The sequence below is a fragment of the Lentibacillus halophilus genome (assembly GCF_055395055.1).
The window spans coordinates 675703-700328 of record NZ_AP043750.1 but is presented as its reverse complement, the minus strand read 5'-3'; the positions used below and the strand labels follow the sequence as shown (position 1 = coordinate 700328).

At 47.8% G+C, this 24626-nt stretch carries 23 protein-coding genes; 20 read left to right on the top strand and 3 right to left on the bottom strand.

What is annotated here, in order from left to right; genetic code table 11:
• Nucleotides 1-173: 173 nt before the first annotated feature.
• The 14 genes from ACZ5Q7_RS03180 (at nucleotide 174) to ACZ5Q7_RS03115 (ending at nucleotide 15118) form a co-directional block, all read left to right on the top strand.
• A complete protein-coding gene (locus ACZ5Q7_RS03180) occupies nucleotides 174-2387 on the top strand; it encodes a S8 family serine peptidase (RefSeq protein ID WP_343751720.1) in 2214 nt (737 codons plus the stop codon).
• Nucleotides 2388-2808: 421 nt separating this feature from the next.
• Nucleotides 2809-3177 (top strand): ATP synthase subunit I, encoded by a 369-nt coding sequence (locus tag ACZ5Q7_RS03175; protein ID WP_343751721.1) that lies wholly within the window; start codon nucleotides 2809-2811, stop codon nucleotides 3175-3177.
• Between the two features lie 23 nt (nucleotides 3178-3200).
• A complete protein-coding gene (gene atpB / locus ACZ5Q7_RS03170; RefSeq protein ID WP_343751722.1) occupies nucleotides 3201-3923 on the top strand; it encodes a F0F1 ATP synthase subunit A in 723 nt (240 codons plus the stop codon).
• A gap of 93 nt (nucleotides 3924-4016) precedes the next feature.
• A complete protein-coding gene (gene atpE / locus ACZ5Q7_RS03165) occupies nucleotides 4017-4226 on the top strand; it encodes a F0F1 ATP synthase subunit C (protein ID WP_343751723.1) in 210 nt (69 codons plus the stop codon).
• 121 nt (nucleotides 4227-4347) lie between these two features.
• A complete protein-coding gene (locus ACZ5Q7_RS03160; protein ID WP_343751724.1) occupies nucleotides 4348-4875 on the top strand; it encodes a F0F1 ATP synthase subunit B in 528 nt (175 codons plus the stop codon).
• Complete coding sequence (locus tag ACZ5Q7_RS03155; RefSeq protein ID WP_343751725.1) at nucleotides 4872-5411, top strand: F0F1 ATP synthase subunit delta; 540 nt, start codon at nucleotides 4872-4874, stop codon at nucleotides 5409-5411. Before ACZ5Q7_RS03160 ends, ACZ5Q7_RS03155 begins: the two co-directional genes overlap by 4 nt.
• Nucleotides 5412-5432: 21 nt before the next feature.
• Complete coding sequence (atpA, locus tag ACZ5Q7_RS03150) at nucleotides 5433-6944, top strand: F0F1 ATP synthase subunit alpha (RefSeq protein WP_343751726.1); 1512 nt, start codon at nucleotides 5433-5435, stop codon at nucleotides 6942-6944.
• Nucleotides 6945-7045: 101 nt separating this feature from the next.
• Complete coding sequence (gene atpG, locus ACZ5Q7_RS03145) at nucleotides 7046-7912, top strand: ATP synthase F1 subunit gamma (RefSeq protein ID WP_343751727.1); 867 nt, start codon at nucleotides 7046-7048, stop codon at nucleotides 7910-7912.
• A gap of 102 nt (nucleotides 7913-8014) precedes the next feature.
• Complete coding sequence (gene atpD, locus ACZ5Q7_RS03140) at nucleotides 8015-9415, top strand: F0F1 ATP synthase subunit beta (RefSeq protein ID WP_343751728.1); 1401 nt, start codon at nucleotides 8015-8017, stop codon at nucleotides 9413-9415.
• A gap of 108 nt (nucleotides 9416-9523) precedes the next feature.
• Nucleotides 9524-9919 (top strand): F0F1 ATP synthase subunit epsilon, encoded by a 396-nt coding sequence (locus ACZ5Q7_RS03135; RefSeq protein ID WP_343751729.1) that lies wholly within the window; start codon nucleotides 9524-9526, stop codon nucleotides 9917-9919.
• A gap of 941 nt (nucleotides 9920-10860) precedes the next feature.
• Nucleotides 10861-11097, top strand: coding sequence for a DUF1146 family protein (locus ACZ5Q7_RS03130; RefSeq protein ID WP_343751730.1), 237 nt, complete (start codon nucleotides 10861-10863; stop codon nucleotides 11095-11097).
• Between the two features lie 98 nt (nucleotides 11098-11195).
• Entirely contained in the window at nucleotides 11196-11915 is a 720-nt protein-coding gene (locus ACZ5Q7_RS03125) for a YwmB family TATA-box binding protein (protein ID WP_343751731.1), read from the top strand.
• Nucleotides 11916-11950: 35 nt separating this feature from the next.
• Nucleotides 11951-13285: a UDP-N-acetylglucosamine 1-carboxyvinyltransferase gene (gene murA / locus ACZ5Q7_RS03120; RefSeq protein ID WP_343751732.1), complete on the top strand. Its 1335-nt coding sequence runs from the start codon at nucleotides 11951-11953 to the stop codon at nucleotides 13283-13285.
• A 405-nt stretch (nucleotides 13286-13690) separates the two neighbouring features.
• A complete protein-coding gene (locus ACZ5Q7_RS03115; protein WP_343751733.1) occupies nucleotides 13691-15118 on the top strand; it encodes a hypothetical protein in 1428 nt (475 codons plus the stop codon).
• Nucleotides 15119-15180: 62 nt separating this feature from the next.
• Here ACZ5Q7_RS03115 and ACZ5Q7_RS03110 read toward each other — a convergent pair whose 3' ends face one another.
• Nucleotides 15181-15360, bottom strand: coding sequence for a DUF3951 domain-containing protein (locus tag ACZ5Q7_RS03110; RefSeq protein ID WP_343751734.1), 180 nt, complete (start codon nucleotides 15358-15360; stop codon nucleotides 15181-15183).
• A 285-nt stretch (nucleotides 15361-15645) separates the two neighbouring features.
• On the opposite strand from ACZ5Q7_RS03110, the gene ACZ5Q7_RS03105 reads away from it, so the two are divergent.
• Complete coding sequence (locus ACZ5Q7_RS03105; protein ID WP_343751735.1) at nucleotides 15646-16560, top strand: S66 peptidase family protein; 915 nt, start codon at nucleotides 15646-15648, stop codon at nucleotides 16558-16560.
• Between the two features lie 51 nt (nucleotides 16561-16611).
• Nucleotides 16612-17715 (top strand): mandelate racemase/muconate lactonizing enzyme family protein, encoded by a 1104-nt coding sequence (locus ACZ5Q7_RS03100; RefSeq protein ID WP_343751775.1) that lies wholly within the window; start codon nucleotides 16612-16614, stop codon nucleotides 17713-17715.
• A gap of 47 nt (nucleotides 17716-17762) precedes the next feature.
• Here the strand turns inward: ACZ5Q7_RS03100 and ACZ5Q7_RS03095 are convergent, their stop codons facing one another.
• Entirely contained in the window at nucleotides 17763-18293 is a 531-nt protein-coding gene (locus ACZ5Q7_RS03095) for a hypothetical protein (RefSeq protein ID WP_343751736.1), read from the bottom strand.
• A 142-nt stretch (nucleotides 18294-18435) separates the two neighbouring features.
• On the opposite strand from ACZ5Q7_RS03095, the gene spoIID reads away from it, so the two are divergent.
• From spoIID to spoIIID, 3 genes are all read left to right on the top strand, one after another.
• Nucleotides 18436-19569: a stage II sporulation protein D gene (gene spoIID, locus ACZ5Q7_RS03090; protein ID WP_343751737.1), complete on the top strand. Its 1134-nt coding sequence runs from the start codon at nucleotides 18436-18438 to the stop codon at nucleotides 19567-19569.
• Nucleotides 19570-19815: 246 nt separating this feature from the next.
• Complete coding sequence (locus tag ACZ5Q7_RS03085) at nucleotides 19816-20799, top strand: M23 family metallopeptidase (RefSeq protein ID WP_343751738.1); 984 nt, start codon at nucleotides 19816-19818, stop codon at nucleotides 20797-20799.
• 469 nt (nucleotides 20800-21268) lie between these two features.
• Nucleotides 21269-21556, top strand: coding sequence for a sporulation transcriptional regulator SpoIIID (gene spoIIID / locus ACZ5Q7_RS03080; RefSeq protein ID WP_343751739.1), 288 nt, complete (start codon nucleotides 21269-21271; stop codon nucleotides 21554-21556).
• Between the two features lie 729 nt (nucleotides 21557-22285).
• Here spoIIID and ACZ5Q7_RS03075 read toward each other — a convergent pair.
• On the bottom strand, nucleotides 22286-23317 hold the full coding sequence (locus ACZ5Q7_RS03075; RefSeq protein ID WP_343751740.1) for a nuclease-related domain-containing protein: 1032 nt from the start codon (nucleotides 23315-23317) through the stop codon (nucleotides 22286-22288).
• A 212-nt stretch (nucleotides 23318-23529) separates the two neighbouring features.
• Between ACZ5Q7_RS03075 and mreB the strand changes: the two genes are divergently transcribed.
• Entirely contained in the window at nucleotides 23530-24531 is a 1002-nt protein-coding gene (gene mreB, locus ACZ5Q7_RS03070; RefSeq protein ID WP_343751741.1) for a rod shape-determining protein, read from the top strand.
• Nucleotides 24532-24626 lie beyond the last annotated feature (95 nt).

The window sequence follows — 24626 nt, the reverse complement described above, 5'->3', positions numbered from 1 at the left end:
TTCAAATTTTTTGCGAATCATAGTTCGGATTTTTATTTGCCTAAACGTCTTTTGTCCCAGCCCCTTTTTTGTACATTACTTTCTCCATCGCAATCCCATACCCATTCGTATGCATGAATGCCCCTTGATTTTCAAATGCTAATGGACATCACGCTGTAAAAGGGGATTCCTGTATGCGGTATGTTCTGCTTTTGTTCATAGCCATTATCATCACGCTACCCATGTCTGCTGCTGCTCGAGACGACCCATCCAGCCGTAGCGTCGACAACGAAACATCCGTCATCGTTGAAGTGAAGGGTAGTCCGAAAGAGCGACAGTCGTATTTGCAAACGCACCGTCCATTTATCGATATCGTTGCCGTCTATGACAAACTATTTAACGGACTCGCGTTAAAAGCAAAACCAAGACAGCTGAAAAAATTGGATAACGTCGACTTCATAACGGCTGTCCACCAGGTAACGACATACGAAGCCCAGGCTGAATCGACCCAACAAGCGTTGAAGAGCCCGAAAAATGCAACCAACGACAGTGTGAAACCTGCCGCCCTGAATAATACCGACTATACCGGCCAGGGGGTGCAGGTAGCCGTGGTGGATACCGGCATTGACTACACCCATCCGGACTTGGCGGATAATTTTGCCGGTGGCTATGATCTGGTCGATCTTGATAACGACCCGATGGAAACGACGGTAAAGCAAGGCATGCCAACCATGCACGGGTCCCACGTCGCCGGAATCATCGCTGCTGATGGAGCGCTTCAAGGTGTTGCCCCGGATGCGGAGCTGCATGCCTATCGTGCGCTCGGATCGGGCGGAAGCGGCACGTCCGTTCAAGTCATTGCCGCATTGGAACAGGCGGTGGAAGACGGCGCGGACGTGATCAATCTTTCTCTCGGCAATGCGATCAATGGACCTGACTTTCCGACGAGTATAGCGGTCAATCGCGCTGCTGATCGTGGAGTGCCGGTGGTGGTTGCAGGCGGCAATTCTGGACCGGGTCGATGGACCATTGGCTCACCGGCAACGGCTGCTGACGGACTGTCTGTCGGAGCGGCGGCTTATCCGAAAACCAAACCTTTTCTGGAGGGAAAACGTTTCAATAAAACCATCAGCCTCCAACATATGGATGGATCCCCCGCGTGGCGATTAACAAAAGATTATGCCATTGAATCACCTGAAGCCGGTGATGTCCGCGGCAAAATAGCTCTGGTCAAGCGTGGTGATGATCCGTTTTATAAAAAAGCTAAAAAGGCGGAGGAAGCAGGCGCTAAAGCTGTGCTGATATACAATCATGAAGCCGGTTCGTTTCGCGGAAAAGTGCATCCGTCCGATGACCCGGTCACCATCCCGGTCGCCTCCATCAGCCAAAGTGATGGCCAATGGCTCGTGGAAAAAACGACCAACGACAGCTTATATGTGGAAACCAGGTATCAACAGACACCGAAAACGATGGCACCTTTCAGCTCACGGGGTCCTGTCACCGTCAACTGGGACCTGAAACCGGGCGTCAGTGCACCGGGAACGAACATTTTAAGTACCGTCCCGGGGGGATACCGTCATTTGCAGGGGACAAGCATGGCGGCACCGCATGTCACCGGTGTTATGGCGCTTATGATGGAAGCCCATCCGGACTGGGACATCGGCAAGTTGACTGGCGCCGTAAAAACAACGGCCAAACGCCTAACCGATACCGATGGAAATCCTTTTGCCCCGGTTATCCAGGGGGCCGGTGAAATCCAGCCGAAACAAGCCATCCGTACTGAAACCATCATCAATCAGCCCTTATTGTCATTTGGCAAGGTCACGGGATTTCGTGCGGCTCAAAAGCAGACAATCACGGTTACCAACACTTCATCATCCAAACACACCTATTCGCTGTCCGTGCCGGCAACGAAAAAAGGTGTGAACTGGCATCTGCCGGAATCGTTCACATTAAAACCTGGGGAGTCAAAACCATTGACACTCGAATTAAGCCTCAATAGCAACATGGCTAAAAACGGTATCCATCAAGGGTGGCTGATGCTCAACCAAGGGGACAACCAATATGACATGCCATATGTCTTTGTCAATAAGACCGCTGATTATCCGAAAGCGATGGGCTTCACCTTGTCGTTGAAGCCGTTTTCCAAGGATACTTATGCCTTTCAACTCTACTTAACCAAGCCGGCAAAGCATATGGAAGTGAACCTGTACAGCCTGGATACGCTAGTGCATGATCGGATGCTTTTGGAATCAGACAACGTTCAGGACGGTTTGAATAAAGGCACCTTGCCAGCGGATGAGCTCGGAAAACCAGGCGACTACCGGGCTGTCGTTACGGTGACGTTTAAAAGCGGTGAAACATCCAGTTTTCAGACACGACTGCATATTCCGTATCCGTCTCAGTGACCGGGATGAATGAATCAGCCGGGGCTTGGCGACGACCCTCCGTTGCGTATAACAATCTGTATTCAACATTTTCGATATGTCAAAAAAGTTGTCACATAATGTTCATATAAATGAAGCCGTTTATTCGTTATAATAAGGTGGACGGATCAGGCCTTAAAAGACATGTCATAGTCGGCAGGGCAGGGGTTGTGCATGGTGATCCCATCAAGGCGCACACCCGTTTTTTTAACGTCGTCATCGATTGACAATAGGTAGTCGCTAATGTAAACTAGCATAGTGTGGAATAGTAAGGAATTTTTGCATTTGCATGCTTGAACCTTACATAATTCTATCGTCGGTGCACCGTTTTACTGGCAATACGATTGCCTGCCTTGAGCGGCAGCATCCTGTCACATCAATTCCCCGGGAGAAGAGTCAAATCATGTCATATTATGGCTACATGGCCGGCAGGCAGCGCAAGTGGATGATTTATCTTCTAGCACTATTCGTGCTGGGAGCAGGTTTCACACCTTATTCACACATTTTCCTTGGGCTTATCTTGGGCGGTTCCGTCAGTTTGTACAACCTGTGGCTGCTTCAGCGTAAAATTAATACGTTTGCGGCATCCGTGGCGAGTCAGACGTCTGCAGGCTCACTCGGCAGCATGTCACGCATTGCGGCGGCTGCATTGGCTGTCCTGATCGCACTTCGGTTTGATGCGTCCATTGATGTGATTTCCGTGTTAGTTGGATTAATGACATCCTATCTGGTCATTGTGATAGATTTTTTTATGTCCAAATCTAAAAAGTAATGCTTGGAAAAGGGGTGAAAAAGATGGATCATGAAGCGCCAATAGCGCATGATGTGCTGGATATACCTTGGCTTGATTTTAACCTGTCTGTCGTAGTTATGACAGCTATTTCCACACTTATTGTATTCGTTTTGTGTGTTCTGGCCACCAGAAAACTGCAAATGAAGCCATCCGGCGCGCAAAATTTCATGGAATGGGTCGTTGATTTTGTCAAAGGAATGATCAGTGACACCATGGACTGGAAAACAGGGCGGGTTTTTCTGCCGTTGGGACTGACACTGATTACGTATATTTTAGTAAGTAACATACTTGGTGTCATAACCCTGATCACATTCGGCAACGAACTATGGTGGAAATCACCGACAGCCGACCCTGGATTGACATTGACATTGTCGACAATGGTCATCGTGCTTACCCATTACTATGGCATTAAAGTACGCGGAGGCAAAGAATACGGGAAAGATTTCTTCCGTCCGCATTGGGTATTCTTCCCGATCAACATTATTGAGGAGTTTTCCAATACGCTGACACTTGGTCTTCGTTTATTTGGAAACATTTATGCCGGTGAAGTTCTGTTGGGACTTTTAGCCGGACTCACGTCAACAACTGTTTGGGGATTCCTTGGCGGTGCCATTCCTATGCTTGCATGGCAAGGATTTAGTTTATTCATAGGCACGATCCAAGCGTTTATTTTCACAATACTGACGCTGGTATACATGTCACATAAAGTGTCCAGTGATCACTAAGTATTGTTTAAATTAGGAATATCCCTGTTTTAGCGATAACCACGCTGAGGCAGGATGGTGAACACATAAAAAATTTTGAGGAGGATTCATATTATGTCTGGAGCATTAGCAGCAGCAATTGCAGTAGGTTTGGCGGCATTAGGTGCCGGTGTAGGTAACGGATTGATTGTCAGTCGTACGGTCGAAGGGATTGCCCGTCAGCCGGAGTTGCGCGGTCAATTGCAGACAACGATGTTCATTGGTGTCGGTCTTGTTGAGGCTGTACCGATCATCGCGGTTGTTATCGCACTAATGGTTATGTAATACAAGACGAAATAAATACGATTATGGCGAAAGATCCGTTCCTGATGGATCTTTCGCCAATACGCCAACACCTGAACACGAATGGCAAACGACAATTGGTTATGCGAAAGGAGTGAATTCTGTGCAGGCACTCACTGGATTTACGACGATTTATGCCTCCCTTGCCGGTCTCCAAGTCGGAACGATGCTGACTCAGCTGTTTTTCTTCCTTGTGTTAATCATACTGCTCCGTAAATTTGCCTGGGGCCCTTTGATGAATGTCATGCAACAGCGGGAAGAACATGTGGCCAGTGAAATCGAATCGGCTGAACAGAGCCGGGCGGAAGCGGAAAAAGCTCAGAACGAAGCGGCAGAACAGTTGAAGCAGACGAAACAGGAAGCGCAAAAGATTATTGAGGATGCACGAAATGCCGGCTCGAAGCAGGAGCAGGAAATTATTGATAATGCCCGCCGGGAAGCCGAGCAAATCAAACAAGCAGCGCAGAATGAAATTGAAAACGAAAAAGAAAAAGCGATCCAGGCCCTTCAGGATCAAGTAGGTTCCTTATCTGTACAAATTGCCAGCAAAGTGATTGAAAAAGAAATTAGCGAACAGGATCAGGACAAACTCATTGATGAGTATATCAAGGAAGCAGGCGAAAAACGATGAGTGAAGCCGTTTCAAAACGTTACGCAGACGCGCTTTTCCAGCTGAGCAATGAAAAAGGAACAATGGATCAATGGGCCGATGAATTGCTTGTCCTGAAAACCATCATTGACGACAATGACACGTTGATGCCATTCCTGAAGCATCCACGCATTTCTTTAGAACAAAAGGAACAATTTATCAATGACGTGTTCCGGTCGTTCTCGGAGGACATCGTCACGACGCTGCACCTCTTGGCGACGCGTCACCGTTTGGACATTGTGCCGTTGGTTATTGACCATTTTATCCGGTTGGTGAATGATGCGAAAGGAATAGAAGAGGGAACCGTATATTCCGTTCGGGCACTGTCACAGGGAGAAAAAGAGCGGCTTGAACAGACGTTTGCCAAACGTTTTGGTAAACAGGCGATCAAGCTCACCTCTGTCGTCGATCCATCAGTTATCGGCGGCATTAAACTGCGGATAGGTAATACGATTTATGATGGATCCATCCAAGGCAAATTGAATCGGATCCAACGGAATATTGGAGCGGTAAACTAATGGAGATAGGGGTGAAATGGTATGAGCATTAAAGCTGACGAAATTAGCTCACTGATTAAACAGCAAATTGAAGATTTTGACGGCGATATCGAAGTAAACGATGTTGGCACAGTTATTGAAGTCGGTGACGGTATTGCACGTGCTCATGGCCTTGACAATGCCATGGCTGGTGAGCTCCTTGAATTTTCGAATGGCGTCATGGGCATGGCGCAAAACTTGGAAGAAAACAATGTTGGTATCGTCATTTTAGGCCCATTTGCAGATATTAAAGAAGGCGATGAAGTCCGTCGCACCGGCCGGGTTATGCAAGTACCCGTTGGAGAAGAGCTGCTCGGACGCGTTGTCAATCCACTGGGACAGCCAATCGACGGCAAAGGTCCGGTGGAAACATCGAAAAACCGCGAAATTGAATCTCCGGCACCATCCATTATGGATCGTCAATCAGTTGAAGAACCGCTGCAAACGGGTATTAAAGCGATTGACGCATTGGTTCCGATCGGTCGCGGACAACGTGAACTGATCATCGGCGACCGGCAAACAGGAAAAACGACGGTTGCTGTGGATACCATTCTGAACCAGAAGAATGAGGACATGCTCTGCATTTACGTAGCCATCGGTCAGAAAGATTCCACCGTCCGGTCAACCGTAGAGACATTCCGCCGTTATGGTGTGCTTGATAAGACGATTGTTGTTTCCGCCGGTGCATCGGAACCTGCACCATTGTTGTATCTCGCACCATATGCAGGTGTATCCATGGGTGAGGACTTCATGTATAACGGAAAACATGTCGTTGTCGTCTATGATGACTTGACCAAGCAGGCAGCGGCCTATCGTGAACTGTCCCTGTTGCTGCGCCGCCCGCCAGGCCGTGAAGCATTTCCGGGAGACGTATTCTACTTACATTCACGTTTGTTGGAACGTGCTGCGAAACTGAACGACGATAAAGGTGGCGGATCGCTCACTGCCCTGCCGTTTGTTGAGACACAGGCTGGCGATATCGGTGCCTATATTCCGACGAACGTTATTTCCATCACCGACGGACAAATCTTTTTGCAGTCCGACTTGTTCTTCTCCGGCGTTCGCCCGGCAATCAACGCAGGTCTGTCTGTTTCCCGTGTCGGCGGTTCCGCTCAATTAAAAGCGATGAAGAAAGTCGCCGGAACCCTGCGTTTGGATCTTGCGTCCTTCCGTGAACTCGAAGCATTTGCCCAGTTCGGATCGGACCTTGATAAATCAACCCAGGCCAAACTTGATCGTGGTGCCCGTACGGTTGAAGTATTGAAACAAGGATTGCATGAACCGATTGATGTCGAAAAACAAGTGATGATCATTTACGCATTGACGAAAGGCTTCCTTGACGATATTCCGGTCAATGATGTGACACGCTTTGAAAAAGAATTCCATATCTGGCTTGATGAAAATCGGAAAGAATTGCTTAACACCCTCCGCGAAACCGGTAAACTGACCGAGGGTGATGAGATGAGTGAAGCCGTTGAAGCATTCAAGAAAGTGTTTGCTCCGACGGAAACGTAATAATGGTCCGGTAATGGAATAGGTGAGAGGCCCGGCTGCTGTGGTCCGGCCTCACCTTTCCCGACGCCCGGCCTCTGTTAAGGAAGGGTGGTGAACAAAGCTTGGCATCCCTCAGAGATTTACAAAAACGGATAAATTCAACATCAAAAACAAAAAAGATCACCAAAGCCATGGAGATGGTTTCCGCTTCCAAGTTAAACAAGGCGGAAATGAACGCCAAACAATTTAAACCGTACAGCGAGAAAATTCAGGAAGTGGTCGCCAATATCGCCGGTGGAACGATGGATGCGACACACCCGATGCTTGAGAAACGTGAGGTCAAAAAAACGGCTTATTTCGTCATTACATCGGACCGTGGTTTGGCTGGTGCCTTTAACAGCAACGTTCTGAAAAAAACGTATGAAACCATTCAGAAAAACCATCAATCGACCGATGAGTACACCGTCATTGTGATTGGTCGTGTCGGTTATGACTTTTTCAAAAAACGAAACATGCCGGTAACCAAAGAGGTCATTGGCATGGCGGATCAGCCCAATTTTGAAGACGTTCGGCAACTGGCTTCTGAAGCGGTGCAATTGTTTATTGATGAGGATATCGATGAGCTGAAAGTGGTCTACAATCATTTCAAAAGCGCCATATCCCAAGAGGTGACGTCTAAAAAATTATTGCCGCTCACAGATATTGCTCAAGAAGCAACGACGTCCGGCATGGGGCAATACGAGTACGAGCCAAATCAAGACGAGATTTTAAAAGTACTCCTGCCGCAATATGCTGAAAGTCTGATTTACGGTGCATTGCTTGACAGTAAAGCAAGTGAACATGCTGCACGTATGAACGCTATGCGCAATGCAACGGATAATGCCAATGACATTATTGATGACTTGACATTATCGTACAACCGTGCACGTCAAGCGGCGATCACTCAGGAAATCAACGAAATCATCGGCGGCGTGGCTGCATTGGAGTAGTGGAATCATTCAGGACGTCCACATAGAAAAAGTGACCATGGAAACGTGACCATATGCAGCACGGACGTTGAGCTGCCGAGAGTTATGATAGGAGGGAAACCAATGAGCAAGGGACACATTACACAGGTTATGGGCCCTGTTGTCGACGTGGCATTTGACGAAGGAGACATCCCGGATATTAATAACGCACTGATTGTCGGCTCCGACGATGACAATGCAAACAACCTGACATTGGAGGTTGCGCTTCATCTTGGAGACGGTGCGGTGCGTACCATTGCCATGTCCTCTACCGATGGGCTTCAACGTAATGCGCCAGTCGCTAACACCGGCGCATCTATCTCTGTCCCGGTCGGGGAACAGACATTGAGCCGTGTATTTAACGTACTTGGTGAAAATATTGATTTGGAAGAACCGGTTCCGGATGATGTTCGGCGTGATCCGATTCATCGCCAACCGCCGGAATTTGATGAATTAACGACAGATACAGAAATTTTGGAAACAGGCATTAAGGTTATTGACTTATTGGCACCATACACAAGAGGTGGTAAGATTGGCCTGTTCGGTGGTGCCGGCGTAGGAAAAACCGTTTTGATTCAGGAATTGATCAACAACGTTGCTCAGGAGCATGGCGGTATTTCCGTGTTTGCCGGTGTAGGTGAACGCACACGCGAAGGCAACGACCTTTACTATGAAATGAAGGAATCAGGGGTTATCTCGAAAACGGCCATGGTTTTTGGTCAGATGAATGAGCCGCCCGGAGCCCGGATGCGCGTAGCATTGACCGGTCTGACAATGGCAGAGTACTTCCGTGACGAAGAAAACCAGGACGTTTTGTTATTTATTGATAATATCTTCCGCTTTACTCAGGCGGGCATGGAAGTGTCTGCATTGTTGGGCCGTATGCCATCAGCGGTTGGTTATCAGCCGACATTGGCGACTGAAATGGGCCAACTGCAGGAACGGATCACAACGACGGACAAAGGTTCGGTTACGTCCATTCAAGCCGTTTATGTCCCGGCTGACGACTACACCGACCCGGCACCGGCAACGACATTTGCTCACTTGGATGCCACAACGAACCTGGATCGTTCCCTGACGGAACAAGGCATTTACCCCGCGGTGGATCCATTGGCTTCTACATCCCGTGCCCTTGACCCTGAAGTTGTCGGTGAAGAGCACAGCAATGTAGCTGATGAAGTGCAGAAAACGATACAAAAGTATAAAGAACTGCAGGATATTATCGCGATTCTTGGCATGGATGAGTTGTCGGATGAGGACAAACTGACGGTTTCCCGCGCGCGCCGTATTCAGTTCTTCCTGTCCCAGAACTTCCACGTAGCCGAGCAGTTCACCGGCCAACCGGGATCGTATGTACCGATTTCAGAAACGATCAAAGGTTTCCGTAGAATTCTTAACGGCGAATACGATGACGTGCCGGAAGACGCTTTTCGCCTCGTCGGCCGGATTGAAAATGTCGACGAAAAAGCAAAAGAAATGGAATAATCAATCAGGCATTGCTGGATGAACAGAGATAATGGCCGCCGGAACAACCGGAAAGCACATCTATCAACTGTCGCATCCGGCCATGCCAGTGTCTGAGGAGGCGTTGCATTGAAAACAGTAGATGTGAGTGTTGTTACTCCTGATGGCCCGGTTCTCGATGATCAATTCGACATGGTCAGCTGTAAAGCCGAAAATGGCGAGCTCGGCGTTTTGCCAGGGCATATTCCAATGGTTGCCCCTTTATCCATTAGTTCCGTACGTTTGAAGCAAGATGATAATTCCGTGCAACTGGCTGTCAACGGCGGGTTCCTCGAAGTACGGCCGGATAAAGTAACCATTTTGGCCCAATCCGCCGAAGAACCCGGCAAAATAGACGTTCAGCGTGCACAGGAAGCCAAAAAACGTGCTGAACAACGGTTGGAGCAACAGCAGGAAAACGTTGACCATCAACGGGCAGAACTAGCACTCAAACGCGCAATGAATCGATTGGACATCGCTCAGTAAATAAAAAATCTCTTGTAACGATCCGTTATAAGGGATTTTCTTTTTTGTATGCAGCGAATGACCGTCTGATAAGGGGCCCTGTGGAGGCAGACTTGACTGGGGTTGGAATATATCGACCAGGGTGAGAAGATATCAACCAGATTCAGAATATATCAACCGGACCGCGAAGGATATCAACCAGATTCGGAATATATCGACCGGACCGCGCAGGATATCAACCGGATTCAGGATATATCGACCGGACCGCGAGCGATATCGACCGGATTCAGGGATATATCGACCGCCTCGCGCAGGATATCGACCACATTCAGGATATATCAACCGGTTCGCGCAGGATATCAACCGGATTCAGGATATATCGACCGGTTCGCGCAGGATATCAACCGGATTCAGGATATATCAACCGGTTCGCGCAGGATATCAACCAGATTCAGGAATATATCGACCGGTTCGCGCAGGATATCAACCAGATTCAGGAATATATCAACCGGTTCGCGCAGGATATCAACCGGATTCAGGATATATCAACCGGACCGCGAGCGATATCGACCGGATTCAGGGATATATCGACCGCCTCGCGCAGGATATCGACCACATTCAGGATATATCAACCGGTTCGCGCAGGATATCAACCGGATTCAGGATATATCGACCGGTTCGCGCGCGATATCAACCGCATTCAAGAATATATCGACCATCCCGTGAGTGATATCGACCAACCCGAAAGCGGCTTATCAACCTGATCACCACCAAGCGTTGGTGTCGATATTTCCCGGGAAATGATGATTCCTGCCCTTCATGACCCCTCATGTTTGTGACTATGGCTAACCATCAGTTATACGGGATAAAATAATTGACAATTGGCCTTATCGATGGCAAAGTAACATACAGATGCATTAAACGAATGTCACGTGATTATACTTAAAGCAAGGTGTGGAATTATGTTTTCATCTATTGGTATGACAGCGATTATCGGAATGATCTCCCATTTAATTTTCATCTATATTACATGGCGTGCGGTTACGACCATTAATATTGATCCGCTTATCCGAAAAGGCCGTGAAGCGGAAGCTAAAGTCCTTATTGTATTTATCGCCATTTTTATTGGCACCGGTGTCAGTCGTTTCTTTCTCGATTTTATCCAATGGTCGCAGGATTTAATGTATTTATTTCAATGAATCGTTGGATAACGTCATTCGTTTATCATTAAAACTGACCGTTTAAAAAATGCTCGCTTGTTTATACTATAAATATAGTCAACAAGGGGGCGTTTTTTATGAAACAAATCGCATTAATCGTATCTATTATTCTCGTATCTCTATTACATACTAGCGTTGCTTCAGGGTCAACGAATAATAAAATGGAAAAACTAGAAGCAGCGGTTTCTCAAGCCGGTCTTGAAGCGGATAGATGGCAGGTCACGGTAAAGGAACAGATCGATCGGAAAACGTTAAAAGGTTATGTCCAACAGCTTCAGGAAAAAACTGATTACAATGCCTCAAGTACTGAAAGCGATAATAGTGTAAAATACACATTTGAATACGGACAAAAAGAAGAGCCTGTTTTCGGATTGTATAAAGTGGTGATTCCAAAAAACCGTGCTCATCAGGCGGAATTTATCGCAGTGATCAAGGGGAAACAGTGGAACAGTCAAGTCAAACAAGTCTATCATTCCCGACTAAAAAACGTAAAAAATACGTATTTTAGTGGGAATTCGACAACATTCGTTTGTCTTACCGCATCCATTGATGGTAATATAGATGGTGTTTATTTTTTTAACAAGCTTAAAAAAACGATGAATCTGAGTATGATACAAACCCAGACGGACAACGTGAAAACGTCAAATGTCAAAAAAATTGTATATGGGCATTCGACTTTATGGAATAAGGATCTGATTATGAACAAACCAATGAATGTGCAAATGGTGTTGAAAAATAAAACAACTGGTAAATCAGCACTTACGATAGGCACACCTATACTGATTACTGAATACTAATATAGTGAAATCGGATGATAAGGGGTTAAGAGAATATGGAAGAAATCATCGTACGAGGTGGGGAAAGGCTGCAGGGCACTGTGCGCGTTGAAGGTGCCAAAAACGCTGTATTGCCTGTGATAGCAGCAAGTATGCTTGCAAGTGAAGGCGAAAGTGTCATCACTGATGTCCCTGTCCTTGCCGACGTCTATACAATTAATGAAGTACTGCGCAATATGAATGCTCATATATCATTTGCTGACAATACCGTTCATGTGGATGCATCTGAACCACTCATGACCGAAGCGCCACCGGAATATGTGCGTAAAATGCGGGCATCCGTGTTGGTGCTTGGTCCGCTGTTAGCCCGTTACGGTCATGCGAAAGTCGCTATGCCCGGAGGCTGTGCCATCGGGTCCAGACCGATTGACCTCCATTTAAAAGGGTTTGAGGCTATGGGAGCAGATGTCCACGTGGGCAATGGGTTTGTTGAACTCCAGGCAAAAGGGCGACTGCACGGTGCTAAGGTTTATCTTGATATGCCAAGTGTGGGAGCTACAGAAAACATCATGATGGCTGCATCACTTGCTGACGGCACGACCACGATTGAAAACTGTGCCAAAGAACCGGAAATCGTCGACTTGGCCAATTTCCTGAACAAAATGGGGACCAAAGTGGTTGGAGCCGGTACAGAAACGATTCGCATTGAAGGAGCGGAAAGCCTGCACGGCGTCGATCACTCCATTATTCCAGATCGGGTCGAAGCAGGAACCTTTATGGTCGCCGCATCCATTACCGGTGGGAACGTTTTAATTGAAAATGCGGAAAGCGCGCATTTGCGTTCCGTTATTGCCAAACTTGAAGAAATGGGGACAACGATTCTGAGTGAAGGCGAAGGTATTCGTGTGTTGGGGCCGGATAAACTGCTGGCAACCGATATTAAAACATTGCCACATCCAGGATTCCCGACCGATATGCAATCCCAGATGATGGCGTTAATGTTGAACGCTTATGGAACGAGTGTGATTACCGAGACTGTGTTTGAAAATCGGTTTATGCACGTTGAAGAGTTCCGGCGTATGAATGCCAGGATGAAAGTCGAAGGACGTAGTGTCATTATTGAAGGCCCCAGCGATTTGCAGGGTGCTGAAGTGGCTGCAACCGATCTGCGTGCAGCCGCAGCACTTATATTGGCCGGTCTGCGCTCAGAAGGGATCACGCGTGTGACCGATTTAAAACATCTGGACCGCGGCTATGTTGATTTCGCCGAAAAACTGGCTGGCCTCGGCGCGTCGGTTGAACGCATTGAGGCAGACAGGGATGCAGAGCAGGCATCGTCTCCAGTTAACGATCGCCCATTAAACTTTGTCGAATATCTGTCCAGTACGTGACTCGAGACATGAACCACTATCGTTTCTGCACCATATCACCGCGTTTTAGACAGAAAATATCAGATGTAACAGGGTATGCTGCCTCCTTCAAGCAGACAGAAGAAACACTCGTCTGTTTGCTTAAGGGGGCCGTTTTATTATTATGGGCGGAAACACACTATTCCCATACAGATGGAAACGTTCCAATGGTTGTTTTGATGACACGATTGCATCTGTTTTTTTATTGTCCAGAATCATCATCCCCAGTAACAGCCTGTTTCATACTGATTCCCCAAACTGTCTGCTCAAAGTCTCCTATCTGATGAGATCGCCATTAGCGCACGATCCGCCCCGTTTGTCACATTCGCCCAATCGCTACATACAATAACCATGCATTATTGGAGTTTTCAATAAAGGGGAAATGTCATGGAACTACTATGGGCGCATTGGTTGTATCTGGCTGGGACATTGCTTATTATTTTAACGTTATTATGTCGGCAAAATGTTGTTGTGCCAGCGTTAATAATGAGTTTTTTCGTTTCATGGTCGTTTTCTGGGTCGTTTTTGGGTGGCATTCAAGCTATTTTCAATTCCAACTTAACAGCAGCGTCCGAGCTCTTTAACATTTTTTTAATCATAGCGATTATGACGGCACTCTTACGTTCGATTCAGTCGATTGGCGCTGACGAGAAGATGATTCAGCCACTTCAAAAGATCATGAAAAACGGCACAACCGCTTATTGGGTGCTTGCTGTCGTCACGTACTTTTTATCGTTATTTTTCTGGCCGGCACCAGCTGTTCCGCTCATTGGGGCCCTATTAATTCCGGTGGCTATCAAAGCCGGTCTATCGCCCATCGGAGCCGCTATTTCGATTTCCTTAGCTGGTCACGGGATGGCGTTGTCGTCGGATTTTATTTTGAAGGTGGCACCAGAGTTAACCGCGTCCGGCAGTGGCGCTCTGGAAACCAGTGCCATTGGGGAGCAGACGTTTATATTATCGTTGATTGCCGGAGCGATTTCGCTGAGCATTGCTTATGTCATGGTTCGCACATCCATGAAAAAACCTGCACAACAAAACCTTACAGAATGGGAAAACAGCGGTGACGATGACTTAAACGTCCGAGTCGATAACAGTCACGTGAATAAAGGAAAATATAGTTCCGTATTTGCTTTTGTTGTTCCTTTTATATTTTTGATCATTGTTGCATACGTGATTACAGCTACATTCTCGACAGTCATACCATCAATTGACGACGGTGCGGGTTCGTCGCTCGTTGGCGGGACAGCGATTCTATTAATCATTGTCATGTCGCTGTTTCGCAATTACAAACAAACGTTACAGGATGTTAGCGATCATATCGTGAGCGGTTTCGTGTTTGCTTTTAAAGTCATGGGGCTGGTTATTCCAGTGGCCGCATTTTTCTTTATCGGAAGCGGGGATCTGGCGGGGCAGATTTTCGGTACAGAGCCCGATGCGACGCCTTCTTTCCTGTTTGACTTAGTTCAGGAGGGCCGGGCTTATATTCCTGATAACGCCTTCTTCACGGCATTAGGTGTGTTGGTGTTGGGGATGGTCTCCGGTCTTGATGGATCTGGGTTTTCTGCGTTGCCATTAATCGGGTCGCTTTCAGACGCTTTGGCCGCATCAACAGGAATGGATCCAACAACCCTTGCATCCATCGGCCAAATCGGCGCCATCTGGATGGGCGGTGGTACCCTTGTTGCATGGTCACCCATCATCGCTATCGCAGGTTTTGCCAAAATATCTGTCATTGATCTGGTTCGAAAAAGCGTTATCCCGGTTGTCATCGGTCTGTTTATGACAATGATTGCGGCACTTCTATTCTGGTAGACACCACGACTACTGACATGCACGGCATGTGGTGCGTATACGGGCCGGTGTCGTTGAATACGTTAATCGTCGTCTTGTTCGACGTCCGTTGTTTCCTCATGAAAGTCTGTATCGGCTTGACCGGTAATATGATCGAATGGCGTATAACTGTTGTCGGGCGTTCCTTTACCGGAAACCATCCTATAAATAACCACAACGATAACCACGAACACAAGTACCGAAAAACCCATCGAAATAACCATACCTAATTTAACCACCGTCCTTCATGCGCCCATAGTAGATTCAGTAAGGACATGGCGAATCCACCTCCCGATTAGCCTTAATAAAGGCGGTTCAAATTCGGCCCAGGCTGAATGATGCGTTGCAGATCGTCCTGCCATGACGTTTTCATGTTTGCATCCATTTTAACACAAATTTCAAACACAATGATAGCGGATGAGTGATTATCCGACCATGACATAAATACACTAGTCGTAAAGGCCCTTAGTGCGTGATGGGGTGAGACTCGGAAAGAAGGAGACATTCATATGAAACCATATCGATTGAAGCGAGGGGACACCATCGGAATCGTCGCACCGGCAGGCCCGGTGGACAGCGATCGTCTGGCGCGGGCAACCCCGTTTTTCGAGGCGATGGGGCTGCACGTCACATATGGGGCAACGATTGATGAGTGGCATGGCTATTTAGAGGGAACGGATGACCAACGGGTGGCGGATATTCATCATATGATAAGCGACACATCGGTGCGGGCGATTATGTTTGCACGCGGCGGCTACGGGAGCGCCCGGTTGGCTGACAAAATCGATTATGAGTTGATCAGCCGGCATCCAAAAATCATCTGGGGGTACAGTGACATCACCTATATGCACACAGCCATCCGTCAATGGACAGGACTGACAACATTTCATGGGCCGATGCCGGCATCTGACGTGGCGGATGAGGCGTTTGATCCATTGTCGGCGCGTATGTTCCGGCAATTATTTGCTCCGGAGACGCTGCACTACACAGAAGACGTATCGCCGCTGACGGTGCTGGCGCCCGGGGAAGCGGACGGAGCGTTGGTCGGAGGGAATGTGTCCGTGTTGGCCAGCACGCTCGGTACGGATTATGACATTGATACAAACGGTAAGCTCCTGCTGCTGGAAGATATCGGTGAGGCGCCGTACCGGATTGATTCGATGCTCAATCAATTGCGTCTCGCCGGTAAATTGGATGCGGCAGCAGGCATTATTGTCGGTGATTTTGCCGATGCCAAGCCGACACACGAGCCATCGCTTTCTCTGGAGCAGGTGTTGGCCGATCATTTATCGGATCTTCCGTGTCCGGTCATGGCCGGATTCAAGATCGGCCATTGTTTCCCGCATTTTTCCGTGCCGCTGGGGGCCCGTGCGTTTTTGTCAACGACCAGGAAACGATTAACGATCGAGCCGGGTGTGCAATAACGGTGTTTGATGGAATCGGGCAGCCGGTTTACAAAAGGAGCGAATGTTTCCATGAACATACAGACGATTGAAACAGGGTATGCGTCCATTCCGCTGCATACACCGTTTAAAACAGCGTTGCGTACTGTGACCACAGTTGAAACCATCGTTGTGAAGGTGACGTGTGATAACGGTGTGATCGGCTGGGGAGAAGCACCCCCGACCGAAGTGATCACCGGTGACAGCGTGGCAAGCATTGTTGAGGCGATCAACACGATGATCAAGCCATTGTTATGCGGCCAATCGTTGTTACAGCGGGAGCACGTGTTCGCGGCATTGTCGAGCAGTGCTGTCGGCAACACAAGCGCTAAAGCAGCGGTCGATATGGCTTTGCACGACTGTCTTGCTCAGTACGCCGGCATGCCGCTGTTTCAATTTCTTGGCGGCTATCGTTCGGTCATTGAAACCGATGATACCGTTAGCGTCAATCATCCCGGGGAAATGGCGGACGACGCACAAGCTTGTATTAATGATGGGTTTACCACGTTGAAGGTGAAAGTCGGCCGCGATGACAGTCAAACCGATATCAAACGTATCGAAGCCATCCGCGAGCAAGTGGGACCGGACCCGTTGATTCGTCTGGATGCCAACCAGGGCTGGCAGGCCAAAGAAGCCGTCCGGACGATTCAAAAAATGGAAACGCTCGGTCTGGATATTCAATGCGTTGAGCAGCCGGTCGTCCGCCATGACTTGGATGGCTTGCGCTATGTAACAGCCCATACGAGCCCATTGATTGTGGCGGACGAAAGTGTTTTTTCTGCTTACGATGCCAAACGGGTGCTGGAGGCGCGGGCCGTTGACATGATCAATATTAAGCTGATGAAGACCGGCGGCATTCATGAAGCGTTGAAGGTGGCAACATTGGCCGACATCTACGGAGTGGCATGCATGGTCGGCAGTATGATGGAAACCGGCATGGGCATCACCGCCGCAGCGCACGTCGCCGCCAGCCAGCCGAACGTCACGTGGTATGATTTGGATGCACCGCTCATGCTGGACGGTGACACGATCGACGGCGGCATCGAATACAACGCCAGCCATATCACGTTTGGGAATAGGCCCGGCCTGGGGATCACCGGATTGAACGAGCGGGTCATTCAATGGCACCAGGATTGATGCATGGCTTGTCCCGGTTGAAATCACTCCCGATCCGGTTGATAAATTCAGAACGCGGTTGATATGTGCCTCGATCTGGTTGATAAACCCGGAATCTGGTTGATAAGTGCCTCGCTCCGGTTGATAAACCCGGAATCCGGTTGATAAGTGCCTCGCTCCGGTCGATAAATTCGGAATCCGGTTGAAATGTGCCTCGCTCCGGTTGATAAACCCGGAATCCGGTTGATATCTGCCTCGATCCGGTTGATAAATTCGGAATCTGGTTGATAAGTGCCTCGATCCGGTCGATAAACTCGGAATCTGGTTGAAATGTGCCGCGACCTGGTTGATAAATTCAGAATCTGGTTGATATATGCCTCGCTCCGGTCGATAAATTCGGAATCCGGTTGAAATGTGCCTCGCTCCGGTTGATAAACCCGGAATCCGGTTGATATCTGCCTCGATCCGGTTGATAAATTCGGAATCTGGTTGATAAGTGCCACGAACCGGTCGATAAATTCGGAATCCGGTTGATAAGTGCCACGAACCGGTCGATAAATTCGGAATCCGGTTGAAATCCGCCTCGCTCCGTTTGACACTGCCCCATCCGGTACGTTCCAACCGCATCATTTTATTTTATGGTTCTATTAGCCTCCTCTACTGTATAAATTTAATAGCAGGAATGCCACATATCATGCTACCAGATCAGACACCATTATTTCGCAATGAAGGAGGCTGTTCATGAAGAAAAAACCGACCGTTCCAAAAGCCTGGAAGAAAAAAAAACCACGAAAATTCCAGACCAATAGTGACAAACTGAAGCAACTTCTTAAACAAAAAAAGCCTCAGTTGCTCACCAGAAAAACGGCCCTATGGAAACATCCGCTTGTCCTGTTTTTCGCAACGATCTTGACGGTCATTTTAATCGTTCCGACCGCTGTAGTAATTCCGTTTATGTCTGATGACAGCAGTCCGGATAAGGTGGTGGAAAAGTCTGCTGCCAGCTTGGAGATCGCGATGGGGGATTCGCCGTTTTCAGTGGAAGTGGCCCGGGCCAGTGCGGATAATGTGGAAAATGTACCGCTCGAGACGTACGTTTCCCGTGTGGTTGCTTCCGAAGCTCCGGCCGAATTTGAAATGGAGGCACTAAAGGCCCAAGCGCTCGCAGCAAGAACATACATCGTCAACCGCATGATGCATCAAGAAAACCCGGATGCACCGGATGTCAGCGACACAACCAATGACCAGGTTTATCATAATGAACAAGAACTGCGGAAAACGATGGGAAAGAACTATAACAAAGAAATGAAAAAAATCAAAAAGGCCGTCAAAGCAACCAAAGACGAAATTTTAACCTATGAAAACAAACCGATTACACCGGCCTATTTTTCCACGAGCAATGGGTATACGGAAAACTCGGAAGACTATTGGAAAAATAAAGTTCCTTACTTGCGCAGTGTGAAAAGCCCATGGGATAAAAACTCACCGAAATTTTTGGATCAGAAAATTTTCTCTATGACGGAAATAGAAAAACGGCTGGGAACGGAACTGCCAGCTATCGGGAACCTTTCTATGAAAATCTCGAGAACTGAGAGCAAGCGTGTCAAACAATTGACCATTGGGAAGAACTCCTACACCGGGCGGGACGTTCGTAAGAAGCTCGGACTCCGGTCCAGTGATTTTTCCATTGAGAAGAAAAATGGTCACTTGATTTTTACGACGAAAGGATTCGGACACGGCATCGGTATGAGCCAATTCGGCGCAAACGGCATGGCCAAAGAAGGCAAAACGTACAAAGACATTCTTAATCATTACTATCAAGACGTTAATATCAGCACGGTCAACGACGCCGTTCCCGCCCTTGTCGCCAAATAGGATCGAAACACGGTCGCATGCAGCCAGCAATGCGGCCGTGTTTTTGTGTGCAGAGCAGTGGGGGGGAGACGTTACGGCCAGGGCGGCACGAGTGGTTCACCCGCCGCATGAAAGGGATCGTTTTTACCAAAAAACAGCTTATGATTCCCCATTAACGCAAAAAAATGCAGCAAAATAGGACTTTTTTAGAAATTTAATGTATAGTTTTGGATTTTTCTGCTCAGAATGTTGCTGAGGTGATGACATATGACAGAAGAAAACAAAACTCCAAAAAATAAATGGAGTCGCATTTTCCGTAAGAAGTGGTTCTTTCCAGCCGTATATCTGACGATTGCTGCCTTGCTCTTGTCGTTGGTGGTATGGTATCAGAATATTGGCAACCAGATTGACGAGACCCAGGAGGAGAAAACCGAAGACTATTCCCCGATTGAACATGATCAGGAAGCAAAGCCCGTCGTGGATCAGCAGGAGATCATTCAAAAGCCTGTTGAAGACAAGCTTGAAGCAGAAATCGTAACTAAATACTATGACTATGACGCCGATCAAAAAGAGCAGGAGGATGCCTTGGTCGTCTTGAATAACCGCTACTATCAAAGCACAGGCGTGGATATCGCTTCTGCTGATGGCGAAACATTCGATGTTCAGGCGTCATTAAGCGGTAACGTTACGGAAATCAAAGAGGATCCGTTGATGGGCAATGTTGTGACTATGACGCATGACAATGGCGTAACAACGCATTACGCCAGTCTCGGCGATGTCAATGTATCCACTGACGATAACGTGGAGCAGGGTGATGTCCTGGGAACCGCCGGAAAGAACACATTTGGCAAAGAGAATGGTACCCATGTTCATTTTGAGATTCGAAAAGACGGGACCGAGGTCAATCCGGAAGACTTTTTCAACCAGCCTTTAAGCGCCATTGACGACGCGCTGGCGGAAAAATCGGAAGACGACAGCATGAACACCGAAGACGACTCATCCAGCAGTGAATCGGACAGCACTGAGGAAGAAGGAGCCGACTCAGGTGATGCATCATCCGACAAAAACAATGACTCGGATCAGTCAGGCGACACATCATCCGACAAAAACAATGACTCAGATCAGTCAGGCGACTCATCATCCGATAAAAACAATGACTCAGGTCAATCAGGCGACGCGCCATCTGAGGAAAACAGTGATTCCAACAGCTCCAGCGATGATCAATCGGATAAAAATAAGGAAATGCCATAACATCTGGCATAAAAGCGATACCGATTCCAACAATGGATCAATCAAAGCCAATAGATACAGCTCCAGCAACCCCGCTGGAGCTGTTTTTCGTGCGCATAAACAAGCTGCCCTCAAACGTCCCTCGCGCGCCGCACGTTATAAAGAATCCTCAACAAACGGCATGTCCGCGGTCGTCAGCGTCAAAAAGTCATCATAATTCAAGGCAAACGATAATAAAATGAAGTAATCAAGCATTCAGAAAAGTCTGAGGTGAGCGCTTGTGTAGCTTTCCATCCAGTCAATTCACCAGTGTAACGGTTTACATATCACCTTTGAAGTGCGCTTTTTGTCTTGTTTTGATCTGCAGGGAAACCATAGCCACAGCTGCACAGATGCCCTTTGCCAAAAGATGAGTGAACAGCGTGAGAGGAATCACCTTGTTTGTCTCAACCCACACCTCGGAAATATCCAACTTAGGGAGGCGAACGGTGTGCACGATTACATCAAAGAGAGGACGACCAGGATAGGGCGATATGTGGTCGAATCAAAAAAAACTGTCCGATTGATCGCCAAAGAATTCGGCGTTTCCAAAAGTACCGTTCACAAAGATTTAACCGAACGACTGCCGGAAATCAATCCCGAACTTTACAATGAAGTTAAACATGTGCTCAGCTACAACAAATCGATCCGCCATCTTCGCGGAGGCGAAGCAACCCGGAGTAAATACCGACCAGATGATGAAGAAGAGGAGGAGGCAAGTGCCAAACCAATCGGATAATCGGTTGCACCTATCCAAAAAATGGTGACGAAGGCGGTAATCGTCCACTGAACGATTCCGACAAATTGATAGTCGCCAACGAACGGCCCAGCCGGCAAACGGTTGGGTCTTTCAATTGTTGAAAGCGTTTACCGAGCGGACACGCGGGTGTGCGAGCACGACGCTAGCAGATAGCAAGTGGTGATACAACCGGATGGAGAGGGATACAACCAGATTCAGAATATATCAACCGGGTCGAGGCAGATATCAACCAGATTCGGAAAATATCAACCGGGTCGAGGCAGATATCAACCAGATTCAGAAAATATCAACCGGGTCGAGGTCGATATCAACCGGATTCGGAATATATCAACCGGATCGAGGCAAATATCAACCAGATTCGGAAAATATCAACCAGATGGAGGCAGATATCAACCAGATTCAGAATATATCAACCAGGTCGAGGCAGATATCAATCAGATTCGGAACATATCAACCGGGTCGAGGCAGATATCAACCGCATTCAGAATATATCAACCAGGTCGAGGCAGATATCAACCAGATTCAGAAAATATCGACCGGATGGAGGCAGATATCAACCAGATCGAGGCAGGTATCAACCAGATTCGGAACATATCAACCGGATGGAGGCAGGTATCAACCAGATTCAGAAAATATCAACCGGATCGAGGCAGGTATCAACCGCATTCAGAATATATCGACCAGATCGAGATGGATATCAACCGGTTATTAACGCATCGGGTTCCGTGTGTGGTTTTTGGGCGGTTCCGGGAAGCTTGATTGTTGCGGGAAGTCCCCTAATGCCGGAGCCATGTACTTTCGGCCCTTGTTTGTGCCGGTATGCTTCAGGTTCATGCCGTTCAACAATCGGTATGCGGTTCTTGGCGAGTCAATTTGCAGAAGGCTGCGGCATGTCCGGTTGGTAATTGTGTCGTCGTGAAGAAGAAAATAATCCAGAATACGTTGCTTATGGGCGTCATCATCCGTGGCGGAACAGGCGGGGCACTGCCATTTTCCGCGTTTTCGAATCATCGGATAACGTGCGCATTGCGAGCACGGGATCCCTGGAATCAAATGGTGCTGTTCAACGTGATGCGTGTTTAAAATATGGGTGCGCAGCGGTTGATTGGCACGGAGGAATTGCCGGTGCAGATTTGTCATCTCTCTCTTGGTGAACACGTCCTTTTCATGCTTGGCGTGAATGCGGTCCAAATGTTGGTGCAGGCTTTCAGTATGGATGATTTGGTTGTAAACGTCCGGATCTTCTCTGACGTTGGCGATGACTGTGGAAGGGAAGGCGACGACAACCAGCGTTTCTATTGGGATGCCGTAGATTCCGCGCCGTTCCAGCCATGCCTGTAAATGCATCTTTTGGGCGTCAACTTGTAAAATGGGGTCCTTGTAAGCTTTGACTTGACCATTAACGTCCTGGGTCAATTGCCGTAGTTTCGCATCATACATAAAGGTTCCTTGCTGATTTTTAATTTCTAATAGGGTTATAAATTGTTTTGTCAGGATGAGTGTGTCGATTTGAAAATAAAAAGGGGGATTGTCCAAGCGCAGTCCCTTAATGAGGAAGAGGTCGTCCCGTGGATAGGCGGAAAGTTTGTAGTCCACATTTCGTTCGCCGTCGAAACCGGCCTTTTCTTTTTTGTAGACCGAAACAATGGACTCATGGTGCCGGTGCGTTGGGTGCATACACCGGAAAAGCGCTTCATACGCCAGTAAGTCATACGTCTTTTTTCGATGCAGTGGTATCACTCCTTTTAAGGCTTCTAAACACTATTTCGATAAAATGGCGCTCGTTCCTGCATGAATTTGTGACGAATTTGTGACTGATACGACGACTATTTTTTGCTATCTTTTTTCTTGAACAGGCGGTTAAATGATGGATTTTGTGATAGAATAGGAGATTAGTAGGAATAGTTTATGTTGGATACGAGAACGATTTCATAGCAGGGAGGCTTGCATGCATGTTTGCGAGGGACATCGGGATTGACCTTGGAACAGCGAATGTGCTGATCCATGTCAAAGGAAAAGGCATTGTTTTGGATGAATCCTCTGTCGTGGCCATGGACCGTCATACTGGCCGCGTGCTCGAGGTTGGGGAAGCGGCACGCCGCATGGTGGGGCGAACGCCCGGACATATTGAAGCGATTCGCCCGTTAAAAGACGGTGTGATTGCCGATTTTGATGTCACCGAAGCAATGTTGAAATATTTTATTAATAAAATTAATGTAAAAGGCTTTTTATCCAAACCGAAAATGCTCATCTGTTGCCCGACCAATATTACGAAAGTGGAACAAAAGGCGATTAAAGAAGCGGCAGAAAAGTCTGGTGGCGGAAAAGTCTATCTTGAGGAAGAGCCGAAAGTGGCAGCTATCGGGTCCGGAATGGAAATCGAGCATCCGAGCGGCAATATGATCGTGGACATTGGCGGCGGCACAACTGACGTGGCGGTTCTATCGATGAGCAATATTGTCACATCGGAAACGGTTAAATTAGCCGGGGATACGTTTGATGGAGAAATTTTGCAATACATTAAAAAGAGATACAACCTGCTAATTGGTGAGCGTACAGCCGAAGATATAAAAATCAATGTCGCAACGGTGTTCAAAGACGGTCGTCACGAGGAAATGGACATCCGCGGCCGGGATATGGTGAGCGGATTGCCACGGACCATCACGGTTGGCTCCCCGGAAATTGAGGAAGCGTTGCGTGAGTCGGTTGCCTTGATTACACACAGTGCTAAACAAGTTCTGGAACGCACACCGCCGGAATTGTCTGCAGATATCATTGACCGCGGTGTGACATTAACTGGCGGGGGCGCGCTCGTGCATGGCATTGATCGACTTCTTGCCGACGAATTGAAAGTACCGGTGTTTTTGGCCGAGGAACCGATGAACTGTGTCGCCAAAGGAACGGGCATCATGTTGGAAAATATTGATAAAGTTGAACGGAAAAAGATTGTGTAACGATCATCTTCCGGTTGGAGCGGGCTATACCACTTGTCAAGGACTCCTCAAGGGATCCAATGTCGATAAAGCGTAACCCATGACGCTCAGATGGC

Excerpts from the sequence above, each read along its gene's own strand:
- ACZ5Q7_RS03180 (WP_343751720.1), top strand. The coding sequence starts at position 174 with ATGCGGTATGTTCTGCTTTTGTTCATAGCCATTATCATCACGCTACCC.
- ACZ5Q7_RS03175 (WP_343751721.1), top strand. The coding sequence starts at position 2,809 with ATGTCATATTATGGCTACATGGCCGGCAGGCAGCGCAAGTGGATGATT.
- atpB (WP_343751722.1), top strand. The coding sequence starts at position 3,201 with ATGGATCATGAAGCGCCAATAGCGCATGATGTGCTGGATATACCTTGG.
- atpE (WP_343751723.1), top strand. The coding sequence starts at position 4,017 with ATGTCTGGAGCATTAGCAGCAGCAATTGCAGTAGGTTTGGCGGCATTA.
- ACZ5Q7_RS03155 (WP_343751725.1), top strand. The coding sequence starts at position 4,872 with ATGAGTGAAGCCGTTTCAAAACGTTACGCAGACGCGCTTTTCCAGCTG.
- atpA (WP_343751726.1), top strand. The coding sequence starts at position 5,433 with ATGAGCATTAAAGCTGACGAAATTAGCTCACTGATTAAACAGCAAATT.
- atpD (WP_343751728.1), top strand. The coding sequence starts at position 8,015 with ATGAGCAAGGGACACATTACACAGGTTATGGGCCCTGTTGTCGACGTG.
- ACZ5Q7_RS03130 (WP_343751730.1), top strand. The coding sequence starts at position 10,861 with ATGTTTTCATCTATTGGTATGACAGCGATTATCGGAATGATCTCCCAT.
- ACZ5Q7_RS03125 (WP_343751731.1), top strand. The coding sequence starts at position 11,196 with ATGAAACAAATCGCATTAATCGTATCTATTATTCTCGTATCTCTATTA.
- murA (WP_343751732.1), top strand. The coding sequence starts at position 11,951 with ATGGAAGAAATCATCGTACGAGGTGGGGAAAGGCTGCAGGGCACTGTG.
- ACZ5Q7_RS03115 (WP_343751733.1), top strand. The coding sequence starts at position 13,691 with ATGGAACTACTATGGGCGCATTGGTTGTATCTGGCTGGGACATTGCTT.
- ACZ5Q7_RS03110 (WP_343751734.1), bottom strand. The coding sequence starts at position 15,360 with ATGGTTATTTCGATGGGTTTTTCGGTACTTGTGTTCGTGGTTATCGTT.
- ACZ5Q7_RS03105 (WP_343751735.1), top strand. The coding sequence starts at position 15,646 with ATGAAACCATATCGATTGAAGCGAGGGGACACCATCGGAATCGTCGCA.
- ACZ5Q7_RS03100 (WP_343751775.1), top strand. The coding sequence starts at position 16,612 with ATGAACATACAGACGATTGAAACAGGGTATGCGTCCATTCCGCTGCAT.
- spoIID (WP_343751737.1), top strand. The coding sequence starts at position 18,436 with ATGAAGAAAAAACCGACCGTTCCAAAAGCCTGGAAGAAAAAAAAACCA.
- ACZ5Q7_RS03085 (WP_343751738.1), top strand. The coding sequence starts at position 19,816 with ATGACAGAAGAAAACAAAACTCCAAAAAATAAATGGAGTCGCATTTTC.
- mreB (WP_343751741.1), top strand. The coding sequence starts at position 23,530 with ATGTTTGCGAGGGACATCGGGATTGACCTTGGAACAGCGAATGTGCTG.